The organism is Pseudomonas sp. MUP55, from assembly GCF_034043515.1.
Classification (GTDB): Bacteria; Pseudomonadota; Gammaproteobacteria; order Pseudomonadales; family Pseudomonadaceae; genus Aquipseudomonas.
On sequence record NZ_CP138214.1, the window covers coordinates 1,287,631 to 1,303,751 of the forward strand.

The 16,121-nt window shown below is 62.1% G+C and carries 12 protein-coding genes; 8 read left to right on the forward strand and 4 right to left on the reverse strand.

Annotated elements, in window-relative coordinates:
* Positions 1-55 precede the first annotated feature (55 nt).
* Positions 56-2,074, reverse strand: a complete 2,019-nt coding sequence (locus tag SC318_RS05680) for a TonB-dependent receptor (protein ID WP_320429985.1) — start codon at positions 2,072-2,074, stop codon at positions 56-58.
* 169 nt (positions 2,075-2,243) lie between these two features.
* On the opposite strand from SC318_RS05680, the gene SC318_RS05685 reads away from it, so the two are divergent.
* Both SC318_RS05685 and SC318_RS05690 read left to right on the forward strand, forming a co-directional pair.
* Positions 2,244-2,477, forward strand: a complete 234-nt coding sequence (locus SC318_RS05685) for a VF530 family protein (RefSeq protein WP_024073644.1) — start codon at positions 2,244-2,246, stop codon at positions 2,475-2,477.
* Between the two features lie 4 nt (positions 2,478-2,481).
* On the forward strand, positions 2,482-3,102 hold the full coding sequence (locus SC318_RS05690) for a Pr6Pr family membrane protein (RefSeq protein WP_320429986.1): 621 nt from the start codon (positions 2,482-2,484) through the stop codon (positions 3,100-3,102).
* A 119-nt stretch (positions 3,103-3,221) separates the two neighbouring features.
* Here the strand turns inward: SC318_RS05690 and SC318_RS05695 are convergent, their stop codons facing one another.
* Entirely contained in the window at positions 3,222-3,995 is a 774-nt protein-coding gene (locus SC318_RS05695; protein WP_320429987.1) for a siderophore-interacting protein, read from the reverse strand.
* Positions 3,992-4,528, reverse strand: coding sequence for a PadR family transcriptional regulator (locus SC318_RS05700; protein ID WP_320429988.1), 537 nt, complete (start codon positions 4,526-4,528; stop codon positions 3,992-3,994). Before SC318_RS05700 ends, SC318_RS05695 begins: the two co-directional genes overlap by 4 nt.
* Positions 4,529-5,075: 547 nt before the next feature.
* On the opposite strand from SC318_RS05700, the gene SC318_RS05705 reads away from it, so the two are divergent.
* The 5 genes from SC318_RS05705 (at position 5,076) to SC318_RS05725 (ending at position 10,776) form a co-directional block, all read left to right on the forward strand.
* Positions 5,076-5,573, forward strand: a complete 498-nt coding sequence (locus SC318_RS05705; protein ID WP_320429989.1) for a CS1 type fimbrial major subunit — start codon at positions 5,076-5,078, stop codon at positions 5,571-5,573.
* 120 nt (positions 5,574-5,693) lie between these two features.
* Positions 5,694-8,213: a CS1-pili formation C-terminal domain-containing protein gene (locus SC318_RS05710; RefSeq protein ID WP_320429990.1), complete on the forward strand. Its 2,520-nt coding sequence runs from the start codon at positions 5,694-5,696 to the stop codon at positions 8,211-8,213.
* Between the two features lie 35 nt (positions 8,214-8,248).
* Complete coding sequence (locus SC318_RS05715) at positions 8,249-9,475, forward strand: hypothetical protein (protein WP_320429991.1); 1,227 nt, start codon at positions 8,249-8,251, stop codon at positions 9,473-9,475.
* A 66-nt stretch (positions 9,476-9,541) separates the two neighbouring features.
* On the forward strand, positions 9,542-10,300 hold the full coding sequence (locus SC318_RS05720; protein WP_320429992.1) for a molecular chaperone: 759 nt from the start codon (positions 9,542-9,544) through the stop codon (positions 10,298-10,300).
* Positions 10,301-10,305: 5 nt separating this feature from the next.
* Entirely contained in the window at positions 10,306-10,776 is a 471-nt protein-coding gene (locus SC318_RS05725) for a CS1 type fimbrial major subunit (protein ID WP_320429993.1), read from the forward strand.
* A gap of 222 nt (positions 10,777-10,998) precedes the next feature.
* Here the strand turns inward: SC318_RS05725 and SC318_RS05730 are convergent, their stop codons facing one another.
* Positions 10,999-14,106: a transglycosylase domain-containing protein gene (locus SC318_RS05730; protein WP_320429994.1), complete on the reverse strand. Its 3,108-nt coding sequence runs from the start codon at positions 14,104-14,106 to the stop codon at positions 10,999-11,001.
* A 434-nt stretch (positions 14,107-14,540) separates the two neighbouring features.
* Between SC318_RS05730 and SC318_RS05735 the strand changes: the two genes are divergently transcribed.
* Positions 14,541-15,953, forward strand: a complete 1,413-nt coding sequence (locus SC318_RS05735) for an amino acid permease (protein ID WP_320429995.1) — start codon at positions 14,541-14,543, stop codon at positions 15,951-15,953.
* Positions 15,954-16,121: the final 168 nt, after the last annotated feature.

Sequence of the window (16,121 nt, forward strand, 5' to 3'; positions counted from 1 at the left end):
ACTGACACTCCGCTATCGGGGGCAAGCCCCCTCCCACAGGGGTTTCAAGCGCTGGTTAGAAGGTGGTGCGCACGCCAAACTGCACACTGCGCCCTGGTGCCGGCGCAATGTCGCGCAGGATCGAGCTGGCGTAGCGCACGGTCTGGTTGGTCAGGTTTTCACCGTTGACGAACGCCAGCCATTGGCTGCTGCCGACAGTGAAGTGGTAGCCCGCGCTTGCGCCCAGGGTGGTGTAGCCGTCGGTGCCGCTTTCATTGCTCGGCACGCGCCCCTGGCCGGCGGCATGTTCCACGTCGATACGCGCCTGCCAGCGGTCCAGCTCCCACAGCAAGCCGCTGTTCAAGCGCAGCGGCGCGATGCGCGGCAGGGCCTCGCCGGTGTCCAGGTTGGTGGCGCGGGTGTAGTCGCCCGACAGCTCCAGGGCGAACTTGCCGTAGGCGCCTTCGCCAAGTTTCCAATGATCCTGCGCTTCGAAGCCGGCGAAACGTGCGCGTACGCCGGAGTAGGTGTACTCGGGAATACCGCCCGCGTCCTCTTCACCTTCGTCATTGAGCGTACGACCCGTGCCGAGCAAGCCGATGTAATTGGAGAAGCGGCTGTAGAACACACCGAAGCTGCCTTTGTGGGTGCCGTTGTCGAAGCGCAGGGCCAAGTCGCTGGACACGGTTTTCTCTTTCGACAGGTTCGCATCGCCCAGTTCGTAGGTGCCGGTGGCAACGTGCGCGCCATTGGCGTACAGCTCGTAGAAGGTGGGGGCACGTTCGGTGTAGCCCAGGGTGGCGGCCAATGACCAGACCGGCGTCAGCGTGTAGACCGCGCCGGAGGACAGGCTGCCGGCAGTGAAGTCATTGGTCTTGTCGGCAGTGGCGAAGCGCGCGTTGCCCTTGGCATCCGGATCGACGCTGGTGTGTTCCAGGCGCCCGCCGAGGCTGAGCTTGAGGCGCTCGGTGGCTTGCATCTCCTCAAGAATGAACAGTGCGCCGGCGTTGGTATCGGTCTGGGGCACGAAGGCTTCTTCACCCAGGGCCGAGAATTCGTTGCGGGTCACTTGTGCGCCGACCACGCCGTTGAACGGACCGATCGGCTGGTGGCGGGCTTCCACCCGCGCCTCATAGCCTTTGTTCTTGAAGGTGGTGCCGGTCTCGCCGCCTTCGATCTCGCGGTGCTGATAGTCGGTGTAGCCGGCGTCGACTTTGACCGAGGTAAACGGGCCTTGCAGGTTGCGCATTTCGGAGGCGAACGCGTAGTGCTCCTGCTGCATGCGGATGCGCACGTCCTGTTCGGCAGGGGAGCCATAGTTGCTGTCGTAGTTGCTGTAGGACAGCCCCGCGTAGCCATCATCCCAAGTGTAGGAACCGCCCACCGCGCCGCCATCCTGGCGCCCATCGCTGTTGCCCAGGCGGCCATGCTTGCCGGGGCCATCGTCGGATTCGGGGGCATGGCGGCTGCGCGCATAACCCGGAATTTTCAGGTCGTTGAATTCCCGCGCATTGGCGTCCAGGTGCAAGGCGAAGGTACCGTCGCCGGCCTCCAGCTTGCCCGCGCTGCTGCGGGTGGTGTCGGCGCCGCCGTAGCGCAGTTCACCGGCACCGTGAATGCCTTCGATGGCTGCGGTGGGGATGCGGTTGTCGAAGGTATTGACCACGCCGCCGATGGCGCTGCCGCCGTACAACAAGGCCGCCGGGCCGCGCAGGATTTCGACACGATCGACGTTGATCGGGTCCAGCGGCACGGCGTGGTCATAGGACAGCGACGAGGCATCCAGCGCGCCTACGCCGTTGCGCAGGATGCGAATGCGATCGCCGTCCTGGCCGCGAATGATCGGCCGGCTGGCGCCTGGGCCAAAGTAGGAAGACGACACCCCTGGCTGCTTGTTGAGGGTTTCGCCCAGGCTGCCTTTTTGCTGCAGGGTCAGGTCATCGCCTTCGAGCACGGTGGTGGGGGAGGCCAGTTGCTCGCTGCCCAGCGGATTGCCGGTGATGATTTGAGGTTGCAGTTCCAGGGCATGGGCTTCGGACCCGATCAGCAGGGCGGCGGCGAGGGGCGACAGGCGCCAGAGACAAGAGAGGGACATAGGACATTCCTTGGCAGGATCTTGATAAGTATCGTTACAATATAACATCTCTTTTTTGGCTGGAAGGGGGAACTTTTACCGACGCGCTATATTCAATGCAGAGCTTCCACCGTCACGCCCCGTCGGCTAAGGTGCGCGGCTGTATTTCCTCTCTCGCAAAAGGCCCGGCATGACCGCGACAAGCAACGACCCGCTCCACGGCGTGACCCTGCAACACGTCCTCACCACCCTGGTGGAACACTACGAATGGGCGGGCCTGGCCGAACGCATCGACATTCGCTGCTTCAAGAGCGACCCCAGCATCAAGTCGAGCCTGACTTTCCTGCGCAAGACCCCTTGGGCCCGAGAAAAAGTCGAAGGCTTGTACGTCAAGCTGATGCGCACCAAACGCCCGTTGGATTGAACCCGTGAAGCGCTTTGTCGCAGTGGCCGCGTTGGCCGGTTGGGCGGGGTTGGCGATCCAGCAGTACCTGATTTTGTACTCGCGCTGGTCCAGCGGCGCCAGCCTGCTGGGCGGCTTGATCAGTTTCCTGAGTTTCTTCACGGTGCTGACCAATACCCTGGTGGTGGTGGTGCTGAGCTATTGGCTGGTCAAGCGCGAGTCCGCCGCCAAGCGGGTTTTTCTCGCGCCTGTGATCAGCAGCGGTATTGCCGTGAGCATCGTCGTGGTGAGTCTGGCCTACAACCTGTTGCTGCGGCACTTGTGGACCCCGGAGGGGTTTCAATTCATCGCCGATGAATTGCTGCACGACGTGATGCCGGTGCTGTTTCTGATCTTTTGGTGGCGGTGCGTGCCTAAGGGCAGCTTGCGGGTCAAGCACATTGCCGGGTGGGTGATTTACCCCTTGGTGTACTTCGCCTATGTGCTGCTGCGCGGGCATCTGCTGGGGCAGTATCAATACCCGTTCATCGATGTGGACAGCCTGGGTTATCCACAGGTGTTCGTGAATGCCGGGGGGATTTTGCTGGGGTTCATCGTGATTGCGCTGGCGGTAGTAGGGCTGGATAACCGCTTGAAATCACCCTGAATTTTAAAGTGGGCACAGTCAATGTGGGAGGGGGCTTGCCCCCGATGGAATGTCAGTGAATGCATCAGTGACTGACAAACTGCCATCGGGGGCAAGCCCCCTCCCACATTTTGACCGCGTCAGGCTGGTTCCTCTTCACTGCCTTCGGCCCGCCAGTAACCTGCGGCCTTGAGGTATTGCTCATCGACCTTGTGCGTATCCAGCAACACCCGCCGCACCTGGCGCGACAGCTTGCTCTCGGTTGCGACAAAGCTGTACAGCGTGCCGCCGGGCAGCGTCAGGTTACGCACCACGTCGAGCAGGTCGTCCTGGCCGCGCACCACCCAAACAATTTCGACATCCGCAGCGCTTTGCAGCACCTGGCGTTCGGCGGCATCGGCAATTTCAATCACCGCCAGCACCTTGCGCCCGGCGGGCAGTTCTTCCAGACGGCGACCGATCGCGGGCAGGGCGGTTTCATCGCCGATCAGCAGGTAGCTGTCGAACATATCCGGCACGATCATCGAGCCCCGTGGCCCGCCGATATACAGGTGCTGGCCGACCTGCGCCTGTTCGGCCCAGGTGGAGGCAGGGCCATCGCCGTGCAGCACGAAGTCGATATCCAGTTCGCCAATGCTCAGGTCGAAGCGCCGTGGCGTGTAGTCGCGCATCGCCGGTTGCGGGCCGTCACCCTTGATGGTGAACGTCGGGCTTTCCAGCGCCGCTTGTTCGGCGGCGTTCTGCGCGAATAAAAGCTTGATGTGGTCGTCACTGCCCAGGCTGACAAAGCCCGCCAGTTCCGGGCCGCCCAGGGTGATGCGGCGCATGCGCGGGGTGATGTCCTCCACGCGCAGTACTTGCAGGCGGCGGCGTTTGATTTCGTGGGTCACGCGATGAATGGTGGGTGTGTTCATTGGTCTTTCCCGTCGGCAATGGCTTGCGCGGTGCGGTTGAGCAGCGCCGCGACACGCGTGATTTCTTCAGGGCTCCAGCGCCCGTGGTGCGAGTGCAAGGCATGGCGCAGGTTGTGCACCGCCTCATGGATTTGCGGGGGGCGGTCCTGGCCGCGCAGCGAGCGCTTGCTGACGTCAATGCGCATGCGCACGCCATCCAGGGCAACGGCTTGCTCGCTTAGGAAGAGACGGCCGGCGTCGGTGATGGTGTAGCGCTTTTTTCCGCCTTCGGCATCGCCGCTGATCAACTCGCTCTCTTCGAGAAAGGTCAGGGTGGGGTAGATCACGCCGGGACTGGGGCTGTAGGCGCCGTCGAACAGGCTTTCGATCCGGCGGATCAGGTCGTAGCCATGGCAGGGCTGTTCGGCGATCAAGGCCGGCAGCAGCAGTTTCAGGTCGCCTGGGGCAAAGACGCGTGGCCCTCGCCCGCCGCGTTCGCGGCCGATGCGTTTGTCGAAGCCGTCGCGGCTGTCGTGGGGGTGGTGCTCTCTCATGTTTTCTGCGCTCTTCGATAGGGTTAGATACAACTTAAGATATATCTTATCGCTGGCGCAAGCCTTCCGGACCGACGGTTGCTCCGGCACCGTCAACGCTGAGTCGACTGGCGGTCGTCCTGTCAATTGCAATTATTTGAAGTAAGCGTATAACTATTTAGAGTAACTGCTCAGTTGTTCCAAATATATTGTGTTTGAACTTTAAGTGGCCGTGAGCCTAGGCATGACGCTCCGTCTTCCACCCACTTCTTACAGATGAGTTTTTGGTTTATTTGTTAACGATGAGTCTATGTAGGTGGTTTCTTACAGCCATAAATTAAGTTTTGGCAAAGTGCCATCTTTTTCCTTCGAGCCCAGTATCTTTGGGCTACGGTTCAACAGGAAGTGCCTTGCATACCCGCATTTGAATTCAGTGGATCATTGTCTGGCGTTGCGGCGACTCAACTAACTGAGCGCAACGCGGTTTCGTTGTAAGTCCTCTAAAGCCTAGTGCTTTTATTAAACTTACCGACGAGTCACTCACTGTTTACAACTACGGGTATTGACCATGTTCAAGAAGTTTGCATTTGCTGCCTCCCTGACTGCTATTGCGCTGAGCACCTCGCCGGCGTTCGCTGCCGGCGAGGCCAGCCACACCGTCAACCTCAAGGCAAACATCCCGACCACCGTGTTCCACGCCCAACCGCGTGATCCGAACTGGGGCCGTGACGAAACCATGAACTACAACCTGGTGAGTGGTGAGCTGTCGCCTCTGAGCGCGATCTACGACATTCGCAACACCAACGGTTCGGTGCATGCCTACATCGAAGGCGGCCCGGCCGTGTTGTTCAACGGTGACGCTGCGCAAAACATCCCGCTGACCACCACCCTCAACGGCGTCACCCTGACCGGTACCCCACAGGAAGTGGTCAACGAAGCCGACTCCACGCCAGGTGTTGGCGCTGAAATGCGCATCGCTGCCGCCAAGCCGAGCGCTACCCAGCGTGGTTCCTATACCGCAGTAATGCCGGTGGTATTCGATGCGGTACTGCCTGTAGCGCCTTGATGTGGATGCAGACCCGCTGAGCGAACGCTTGCGGGTCATTTACAGGCCGGTGGGGTCCCTCTCCTCCATCCCGCCGGCCTGGTTTTCAACCCGTCTCTTGGCCTTCAGAGTATTCCGTTCATGTTCCCGATGACTCACATCGCGGCGACGCTTGCGCTATTGATAGGTACGAGTGCACTGGCAGCCCAGGCCAACGCCGCCTCGACTCCCGGTAGTCTGATCACCCAGGCCCAAGGCTTGCCCTCGGGTTTTGCCGAGCATTTTTTCGATGTGCCGCTGGCTGTGCGCATCGACCTTGACCAGCAACCGCTGGGCGAAGCGCTGATCGTATTGACCCAGGATGACCGCGTCAGCCTGCTGGAATTTACCGACACCGCCGACAGCAAAGTCCCGGCCGTCACCCGCGACACCTGGCAGGCGATCCTGGAAAAAGGCGTGGCCCTGGGCGCGTGTACCCAGTCGTGCCCGCAGCAACTGGTATCGGCCTTCTACAACCTGGAAAGCTCACAGCTGTCGATCATCACCCAGAACGTGGAGCGCACCGACGACGCGCCGCGTTATTACGCGCAGCCCGAAAACGGCAGCCTGGGCCTGATCATCAACAATCAGCTCAACCTCAACGGCGGCCAGGAACAGGACCTGGGCGGGCGTTACGGCCTGCAGGCCAGTTCCAGCATCGGCAACTGGAGCCAGGTCTTCAATTTGCAACTGGCGCGCCAGAGCGGCGCCGATGAACCCATGCGCCATGCTATCCATGAGCTGTACACCCAGCGTGAACTGGAAGGCAATTTCTTTCGCCTGGGCCATTTCACCCCCAATTCCGATGGCCTCACCCGACAACTGCGCAGCTTCGGCGCAAGCCCCGACACGGCGGTGGGCGCGATGTACGGCAGTTCCGACAGTCTGGCTATCAACAATCCCAAGCCCAGCGTCTACCCGATCTACGTCACGGCCAACCGCCAGGCGGCGGTGGAGATCTATCGCAACGGCCTGTTGATCAACACCCAGGCGGTGGCGGCCGGTCTGCAGACCCTGGATACGCGCCCGCTGCCCGGCGGTATCTATGAGGTGGAAGTGCGCCTGATCGAAGACGGCCTGACCGTCAGTACCACCCAGGAGCTGGTCTACAAGCCCAGCAACTGGCGCAATGCCGAAGACCGTTGGCGTTACAACGTATTTGCCGGGCGTGAGACCAAGTTGTTCAGCAACTGGGAAGAACAGTCTTCGGGTTCGATCACCGCCGGTGCGTCCGTCAACTACCTGCTGCATCCCAGGGTGATTCTGGGGCTGTCGGCACGCGAGGTGCGTGAGCAACTGCAATACGGCGGCTCGGTGGACTGGTCGGTCGCCAACAACATCAACGTCTACGCCAACGTGTTCCAGACCAGGGACCATGGCACCGGCATGGACCTGCAAGGGCTCTACACCTTTGGCGCGACCAACCTGGTGTTCAGCCACAACCGCAGCTGGCTCGACACCCGCGACACCTTCGAAACCCTGCCCGACGGCACCCGTCTGCGGCGCAATACCTTCGTCGGCCAGACCAGCAACAGTGCGCTGTCGGTCAACCATCGCATTGACGCGAAAAACTCGGTGAACATGCGCGTCTCCCACAGCACAGGCAATGTGGAAGGCGCCGGTATCGACCTGGGCTGGAACCGTCGCGACATTTTGTTGGGCAGTGATGCCAACTGGCGTTTCTCGCTGTTTGATCGCCCCGGCAGCGGCAGCACCAATGACCGACGCAACCGTGGCGTGGACGTAACCTTGAGCCTGGCCCTGGGCACCGACGGCCGACAAATATCCGGCAGCATCGGTACCCGCACCGCGCGTGACGGTGGCCGGGATAACAACGCCTCGGTGACGGTTCGCCAGGATTTGACCGACCACGTGCTGCAAAGCGTTTCGGCGACGGCGATCACCGACACCTACGGCGTGGGCCTGTCGAGCATGGCCAGTTTCAGCACTGAGGCGGTCAGCGGTGACGGCTTCGTGCAGCGCAGTTCCTTTAACGGCGAGTTCACCGGTGGCCTGAACCTCAACAGCACGTTGGTTGCCGGGGCCGGCAAGGTCTTGCTGAGCAGCCAGTACCAGGGCAACGGTGCCGGCATGATCGTCGACGTCGAGACCGACCTGGACGCGATCACGCTGCGCGCCGATGACTTGAGCGGCGGCAGCGTGGTGCTGCGCCCCGGTCGCAACTATGTACCGGTGTCACCGTACAAGAGCAGCACCGTGTCGTTCGACTTCGAGGGCAACTACCCACCGGCGGCGAATATCCAGCCGGCACGTTCCACCTACCACCTGAACAAGGGCGGCGTGGACTACCGCAAGGTCACCGTGATGAAAACCGTGACGGTGCTGGGGCGCTTGCTCAATGAACAGGGCGCGCCGTTGCGCGGCCATCAGGTGATCAACCACGCCAGCCGTGGGGTCAGCGAAGTGGACGGGTTCTTCTCCATGGAAATGAGCGCCAGCGCGCCGACCCTGGAAGTGCGCTACCAGAACCAGTTGCTCTGCCAGTTCCGCCTGGATCCCGCCAACGCGCCGAGTGAAAACGACGTGCTGATGATCGGCGACCTGCGGTGTACGCCGGAGACCCTGGCTGAACTCAATCCTGTGCCCAAGGCAGCCAGCTGAATGTCAGGGCAAGACTCTAAAACGGAAGAATGTGTATGAACACTCGAACCACAGGCACATCTTGGCGAGCGGCGTTGTTGGCTGTGCCCTTGTGCCTGGCGACACACTTCGCTTCGGCCGCCGTGCAGGACATCACGGCGCAGTTTCGCCCCGATCCTACCAACCCGATGGTCAACAAGTTCACCAATACCACCCCGCAAAGCGGGGTGTGCCCTGGGCATATGCCGGCAAGGTGCGAGGCATTGGGGATATTCAGCATCCGCACCACGGATATCACCTTTGCCAGCGTCGGCCCGATTGAGCCCTACCACGCAGACCCCCGTCAGGGGCTGACATTCAAGGTGCCCTCCGAGTGGCGCAGTTTTGAAGTGGTCTCGGCCCAGGGTGATCGCGAGATAGTGGAGATGCGTATCTCCGGGGTTGGCAGCCGTTTCAATACCACCAACCCGCCCGGAGTGCATATCTGGAGCCCGTTGCCGGCGAACTGGACGCATCCACCTGCTCCCTGCCAATACACGGGCATGTGGGCGGCGGGAAATACGCTTCGATTATGGTTCTGGATCGTTCCAGAGGGCGCGGGGGCTTGCAGCATGCCGACGCCGGAGCGGGTCCCCACCTCCAACTTCAGCATGCTTGAATATGCGTATGAATTGCGCACACCCAATCCTCTGGGTATGAGGACGGGGCAGTACACGGGGTCGATCTCTTATAGCATCGGGCCGTATAAGGATTTCGATTTCGGTGACATTTACATGCCGAACGACGAGGTGCTGACCTTCAATTTTTCGTTGACGGTGGAACACGTGCTCAAGGTCGACCTGCCACCCGGCGGCAGTCGCATCGAGCTGCTGCCCGAAGGCGGCTGGCAAGCCTGGCTCAACCAGGGGCGGCGCCCGGCGCGGTTGTTTCGCGACCAGACCTTCACTCTTTCGGCCAGCTCGCGCTTCAAGATGAACCTGGAATGCGGGCTGGTGATCGGTAACACCTGCGGCTTGCGCAACGACGCAGGCGACCAGGTGCCGGTGCAGATCGCCGTCAGCCTGCCGTACGGCGTGCGCGACCAGTACGACCAGCCGGTGAACAAACTGCCGCTGCGCCTGGACGGTGTGGGCACCGAGCTGCTCCAGCCCGTCTATTACCTGGATAACCGACCGGCGAAATTGCATTTCGAGGTGGGCAGGGACGACGTCGGCGAGATGCTCAAGACCCCAGGCACCACCTATACCGGGACGGCCACGGTGATCTGGGATTCGGAAGTCTAGCCAGCCAGTATTCGCAGCACCGGCCTCCCCGTGGAGGCCGCGTTCAATCAATGAGGCGTAGCAAACATGAAGCATGCAGTGTTATGGAGCATTCTGCTCCTGGGTTCCCTGAGCGCCCACGCCGGGCCGGCCATCAATGTCGGCGTGGTGTACGACTACCTGGAAGGTGATCGCAGCTCCTACCTCAAGCGGGTATTCAACGGCGGCACCAGCACCGCGTTCATCAAGGTCAATGTGCTGGAAATCATCTACAACGCCGATGGCACCTCCAGGGAAGTGCCGGTGGCCTCGCTGACCGACGACAAGGGCGTCACCACCAGCCGCGACGGCCTGATGGCCAGCCCGGCGCGCATGATCGTGCCGGCCAACGGGCGCCAGGGCACGCGCCTGTTGTACATGGGCGAGCGGGACAAGGAGCGTTACTTTCGCGTGCGGTTCATCCCGGTGGTACCGGAAAAAAGCGATGACTTTGCCGTGACCGACCAGGAGCGTGCCGACTACAAGGACAGCCTGGCCGCCGGTGTGAACATCATGGCCGGCTACGGCACGGTGTTTTTCGTAAGGCCCAAGGACACGCGCTTCGACACGCAAATCAGCGACGGCGCCAGCCAGTACAGACTGCGCAACGCGGGCAACAGCGTGGTGGTGCTCGATGAGTTCCGCGATTGTGCCAAGGCGAAAAAGTCCGACTGCCTGCCCACCACCAAGCACCATATCCTGCCGGGCCGCGAGCTGGTGTTCGAAAAGAAACCCGACCGCCAGTTCAGCTTCCAGATGGTCGAGGGGCGCGACAAAAAACTGATGACCGTCAACGATAACGGGTGAGCCTGATGTTCAAGCAACTGACACTGGCGGCGCTATTGATGGGCGCCACCTCAGCCTGGGCGATCCAGGAGCGCGAGACCTTCGACATATCGGTGACCATCCCGGTGCACGAGGCTTATGTGCTGCCCTCGGAACCCGACTGGATGGGCCAGGACCAACTGCTGCCCTGGAACCTGGCGCGTGCCGAGTTGGGGCGCCTGCGCAAGAACTTCGACGTGAAAAACCTCGCCGGCGGCGTCGCTGCGCGGTTGGGGGACACGCCCTATCTGGCCAGCCCCCGCGACCGTATCGAGCTGCGTGTGCGGTTCAATCAAGTGCCGTTGAGCCTGGACGCCGCCGAAGTGATCAGCGCCGACGTGGCGCGCTCGGGCACCCGTGCGGTGCTGGACATCGCCGCCATCGAGCCCGAGGGCGGCTACCAGGGTGGGGATTACTTTGGCACGGTGCACCTGGTCTTCGATTTTCTGGCGCCCTGAACCTGTGAAGATCTAAATGTGGGAGGGGGCTTGCCCTAATGCCAGTCAGTAGGGCTTTTTGTAGGAGCGAGCTTGCTCGCGAAGAACTCAGGGGCCCCGTGTTTATCCAGAATGAACGCGTTGCCTGGGCGTTTTTCGCGAGCAAGCTCGCTCCTACAGTGAACGTTCGCTTAACTGGTTGGCGTTAGGGCAAGTCCCCTCCCACATGTGGACCGCGGGGCGTCAGTGCGATAGGACACCCATGCTTGTCGTGGGCAAACACAGCGTCTGGCCGCCCGGCTGCAAATACGGCAGCAGAATCGGTGCCATGCCCTTGAGCACTTGCACCGGCAGTGCCGAAGTGAAGGTGAATTGCTGGGCCTGGTTGCCGGGTACGAAGGCGGTCAGGGTGCCGAAGTGCCGCTCGCCCAGGTAGAACACAAAGGTGGCGGTGCGGTTGATCGATTTCGAGCTGATCACCCGGCCACCGGCGCCCATCGCTTCGATGCGGTTGTCACCGGTGCCGGTCTTGCCGCCCATGGCCATCGGCGTGCCGTCGGCCAGCTTGAAGCTGCCCGACACGCGCTTGGCGGTGCCGGCTTCCACCACCTGGGACAAGGCACCGCGCAACGCGGCAGCCACCTCGGAGGGCATCACTCGTTTACCCGGGTCGGGGTTGTTGACCAGCCGGGTGTCATAAGGGGTGTCGGCGGCAAAATGCAGGCTGTCGATGCGCACCACTTTGCCGCGTACGCCATCGTTGAGAATGATGCCCATCAGTTCGGCGAGCGCAGCGGGGCGGTCGCCCGAGCTGCCGATGGCGGTGGCAAGGGACGGCACCAGGTGGTCGAAGGGATACCCGACGGCCTGCCAGCGCTGATGAATATCCAGGAACGCTTCGACCTCCAGCATGGTCCGGATGCGGCTGTCGCGTGCGCCCTGATGGCGGCTTTTGAACAGCCAGCCATAGACCTCCTGGCGTTCGAACTGGCTGGCCTTGACCACCTCGGTGAAGGTGGCGTCGGGGTGCTTGAGCAGGTATCCCAGCAGCCACAGGTCCAGCGGGTGGACCTTGGCGATATAGCCCTGGTCGGGCAGATCGTAGGTGCCGGGGCCGTAATCGGTGTACAGGCGCTCCAGGCGTTCGTCGGTGACTTTCGCGCTGCCCAGATGTGAACGCACAAAACGCTTGAACGTATCCGGATTGGCTTCGGGAAACAGGTAGCGATGCACAGCGGCCAGGCGGATGGCCGTGGGGTGCAGGCTGTCCAGGAAAGTGTCCAGGCGCGCCGGGGTGTCTTTCTTCTGGTACTTCTTCCAGAACTTGAGCAGGAAGGTGGTGCCTTCGCGGTCGGCGAATTTGGCCAGGTACTCCTGGCGCCGCGGGTCGCCGTCATCCTTGAGCAATTGCGCGCTGTTATTGGCGCCGGCGTAGGTGACGTAACGCTCCAGGTCGCGCATCAGGCGAATGAACGGCAGGTTGATCGACTCGCGCAACGCATCACGCAGCGTGGGGTTGCGGCCATTGTCCTGGCTGCGGAAGTTGTGGAAGTAATGCATGCCGCCACCGGTGAAAAAGCCTTCGTTGGGGCTGGCTGAATAGGTGCGGTCCAGGGCCGCTTCGAGCATCCTGGTCAGTGACTTGTCCGGGGCCTGAATCAGGTAGTCGACGGCCCAGCGACTGAGGCGGTCCTGCTCGGCGATATCGGTTTTTTTCAACGCGGCGGGCGCTTGCGCGGCGTAGCGATCATGCAGCTCGCTGATGATTTGCAGGTAAGTGGTCAGTACCCGCAGCTTGGCGGTGGAGCCCAGTTCCAGTTTGCTGCCTTCGTTGATGTCGAAAGGCTGGTCAGTGTTGTCGGTTTGCACACGCACCCGTGAACCTTCTGCGGTCCGTTCGAACAGGGTGAAGCTGTAGCGCACCTGGGGCGTGCTGGCGGCGGTCAGCAAGCGTTCACCGAGCAGCCCGGTTTGACCGGCGAAGGTGGGGTCGGCCAGTTGCTTGAGGTAGGCCGTGACCTGGGTTTGCAACTGGGCCTGCAAGGTGCTGGTGGCGGCCAGGTCCAGGCGGTCGAGGTCGTACAGCGGGCGGTTGAGCAGGGCGGCGATACGACTGCGGGCGACACTGATGCCCTTGTTGGTGTCGATCGGCTGCAGTGTCGGCTGCTGCTGCCAGTCACGGTAGGTGACGCGCGCGGCGAGGGCAGCATTGAGCAGCGCGGAATCGATCACGGCATTTTGCGCGAGCAGGCGCAGGTGGCTGTCGGTGAGCTGCGCCAATTCAGCACGACCATTGCTCAAGTAATGGGAGGGCCGACGTTGGGCGATCATCAGTGACAGCACCTGGCGCAACGCCAGGCCGCGTGCGCTCAGGCTGGCTGGGGTGTTTGCGCTGTCGGCCAGCGCCTGGTTGACCTGGGCGAAGTCGGCGCCGTACCACACCCGCAGCCCCTCGGCCATGCCGTGCACCTCACCGTGGCCGGGTACGGCCGACAAGGGCACGCTGTTGAGGTAGTCGCGCACGACGTTTTGCCGGGCGAGGAGGGTGTCGGGGCCTTGCTGGTAAGCGCGCACACTGGCCGACAGCATCTGGCGAATTTTCTCGTCGCCCGACAGGGTCAGGCCGTCCGGCGAGTGCCGGTATTTTTCCAGTTGCGTCGCCAGGGTACTGCCGCCCGCCGTCTGCCCCGGCAGGTGCAACTGACGCGCCACCTGCGACCACGCCGCCTTGGCAAAGCGCGGCCAGTCCACCGCCGGGTTGGCCTGGGGCGGGTCGGAGTCGAGCAGCTCGCGGTTCTCGATGAACAGCAGGCTGTGGACCATCAGCCGTGGAATGTCGCTGAAGCGTTTGTACAGCTGGGCAGGGTAATTGAACTGGTACAGCGGCGCGGCGCGGCAATCGGTGATGGAAAGCCCGGCCTGTATTTTCTCCGCATAGGGTATGAACAGGCCGTGGCGGCTGTAGTCCATCAGCGCCTCGGAGAAGCGCGCCTGGGATTGCACCACGTAATTGCGCTTGAGCAGGCGTGGCAGCCACTCGCCGAGGGCGCTGTAGCCCAGGCGCCGATCAAACGGGCCGGCGCCGGGATACACAATGGCATCGCTGGGGCCGGGGGCCACGGTGTAGGTCAGTTGGGTCGCCCACTGGCTGAGCAGGCGAGACTGCCAATGAGCGCTCTGCATCTCGCGCATGGCCGCATAGCCCAGGGCAAGCAGTGCCATCAACCCGATCAGCCAGAACAATCGGCGCCAGGGGCGGCTTGGTGTGGTTTTTTTCGGCAAAGGCGCGGGTGACGGGCTGTCATGATCGACTTCAGCCTTGACGGGACCGGATTGCCACAGAGCGCCCATAGTCGATTGATCCATTCCTACAGATTGATCGGACTTGTCTGAAGCGTAGACGCAGATTGCCTGCGCCACGAGGCGCCCTGAGGTTTTTCGAGAAGGGCGCACGACCACAGGCGCCGTTCAGGCGTATCACGGCGGGCCGCTGCCGTGCTGATATGTAATACTCTGCGCCGTTTTGCACCGTGAAGGCCGGTTTAGACGCTTGGAGCCGTCCTCCGTCGATTGGCTTTTTATCGGGGCATATCGCCAAATTTTGCTGTTTATTGAGTGAAAAGCCCTATCCGGAGCTTTTTATACTGCATGCCCGCTGACCCGGCCGTTGACCACGGCCTGGCGGGGCTGCCCACGAGGCAGGCCCGGTCAAGACGGCCCATGGGCCACCCGCTTATGTGCCGAGACTCGCTGGCTAACTCCAATAAAAATGAGGTTGTATTCCTATGCCTGTCGGCAAACCACTGCCCCCTGGCGAGACCGCTCAAGGCGGCCCGCTCAAACGCGAACTCGGTGAGCGGCACATCCGCCTGATGGCCCTCGGCGCCTGCATCGGTGTCGGCCTGTTCCTCGGCTCGGCCAAGGCCATTGAAATGGCCGGCCCGGCGATCATGCTGTCGTACATCATTGGTGGACTGGCGATCCTGGTGATCATGCGCGCCCTCGGTGAAATGGCGGTGCACAACCCCGTTGCCGGCTCGTTCAGCCGCTATGCCCAGGATTATCTCGGCCCGTTGGCCGGCTTTCTGACCGGATGGAACTACTGGTTCCTGTGGTTGGTGACCTGTATCGCCGAGATCACCGCCGTGGCGGTGTACATGGGCGTCTGGTTCCCCGACACCCCGCGCTGGATCTGGGCCCTGGCGGCGCTGATCAGCATGGGTACCATCAACCTGATCGCGGTCAAGGCCTTCGGTGAGTTCGAATTCTGGTTCGCGCTGATCAAGATCGTCACCATCATCGCCATGGTGATCGGCGGCGTCGGCATCATCGCTTTCGGTTTCGGCAATGACGGCGTGGCGCTGGGCATTTCCAACCTGTGGACCCACGGCGGCTTCATGCCCAACGGCGTGCAAGGCGTGTTGATGTCGCTGCAGATGGTGATGTTCGCCTACCTGGGCGTGGAAATGATCGGCCTCACCGCCGGTGAAGCGCGCAATCCGCAGAAGACCATCCCCAGCGCCATCGGCTCGGTGTTCTGGCGCATTCTGCTGTTCTATGTGGGCGCGTTGTTCGTCATCCTGTCGATCTATCCCTGGAACGAAATCGGCACCCAGGGCAGTCCGTTCGTGATGACGTTCGAGCGTCTGGGCATCAAGACCGCAGCGGGCATTATTAACTTCGTGGTGATCACCGCCGCGCTGTCGTCGTGCAACGGCGGCATCTTCAGCACCGGGCGCATGCTCTACAGCCTGGCGCAGAACGGCCAGGCTCCCGCGACGTTCGGCACCACATCCAGCAACGGCGTGCCGCGCAAAGCGCTGCTGCTGTCGATCTTCGCCTTGCTGCTGGGGGTGTTGCTCAACTACCTGGTGCCGGACCAGGTGTTCGTGTGGGTCACCTCCATCGCCACCTTCGGTGCGATCTGGACCTGGCTGATGATCCTGCTGGCGCAGCTCAAATTCCGCAAAGGCCTGAGCCCGGCCGAGCAGGCGGGCCTCAAGTACCGCATGTGGCTGTACCCGGTCAGCTCCTACCTCGCGCTGGCGTTCCTGGTGCTGGTGGTGGGCCTGATGGCGTACTTCCCGGACACCCGCGTGGCGCTGTATGTCGGGCCGGCGTTCCTGGTGCTGCTGACGGTGTTGTTCTACGTGTTCAAGTTGCAGCCGACCAATGGGGCGGTGCATTCCCAAGCCTGATGGGCTTGCCCACGCTGATCGTTCCCACGCTCCGCGTGGGAATGCCTCCCGCGACGCTCCGCGTCGAGCCAAATGTGGGAGGGTTCTTGCCCCCGATGCAGTGTGTCAGCCAGACAATGTGCAGCTGGCACACCGCCATCGGGGGCAAGCCCCCTCCCACATTTCAGA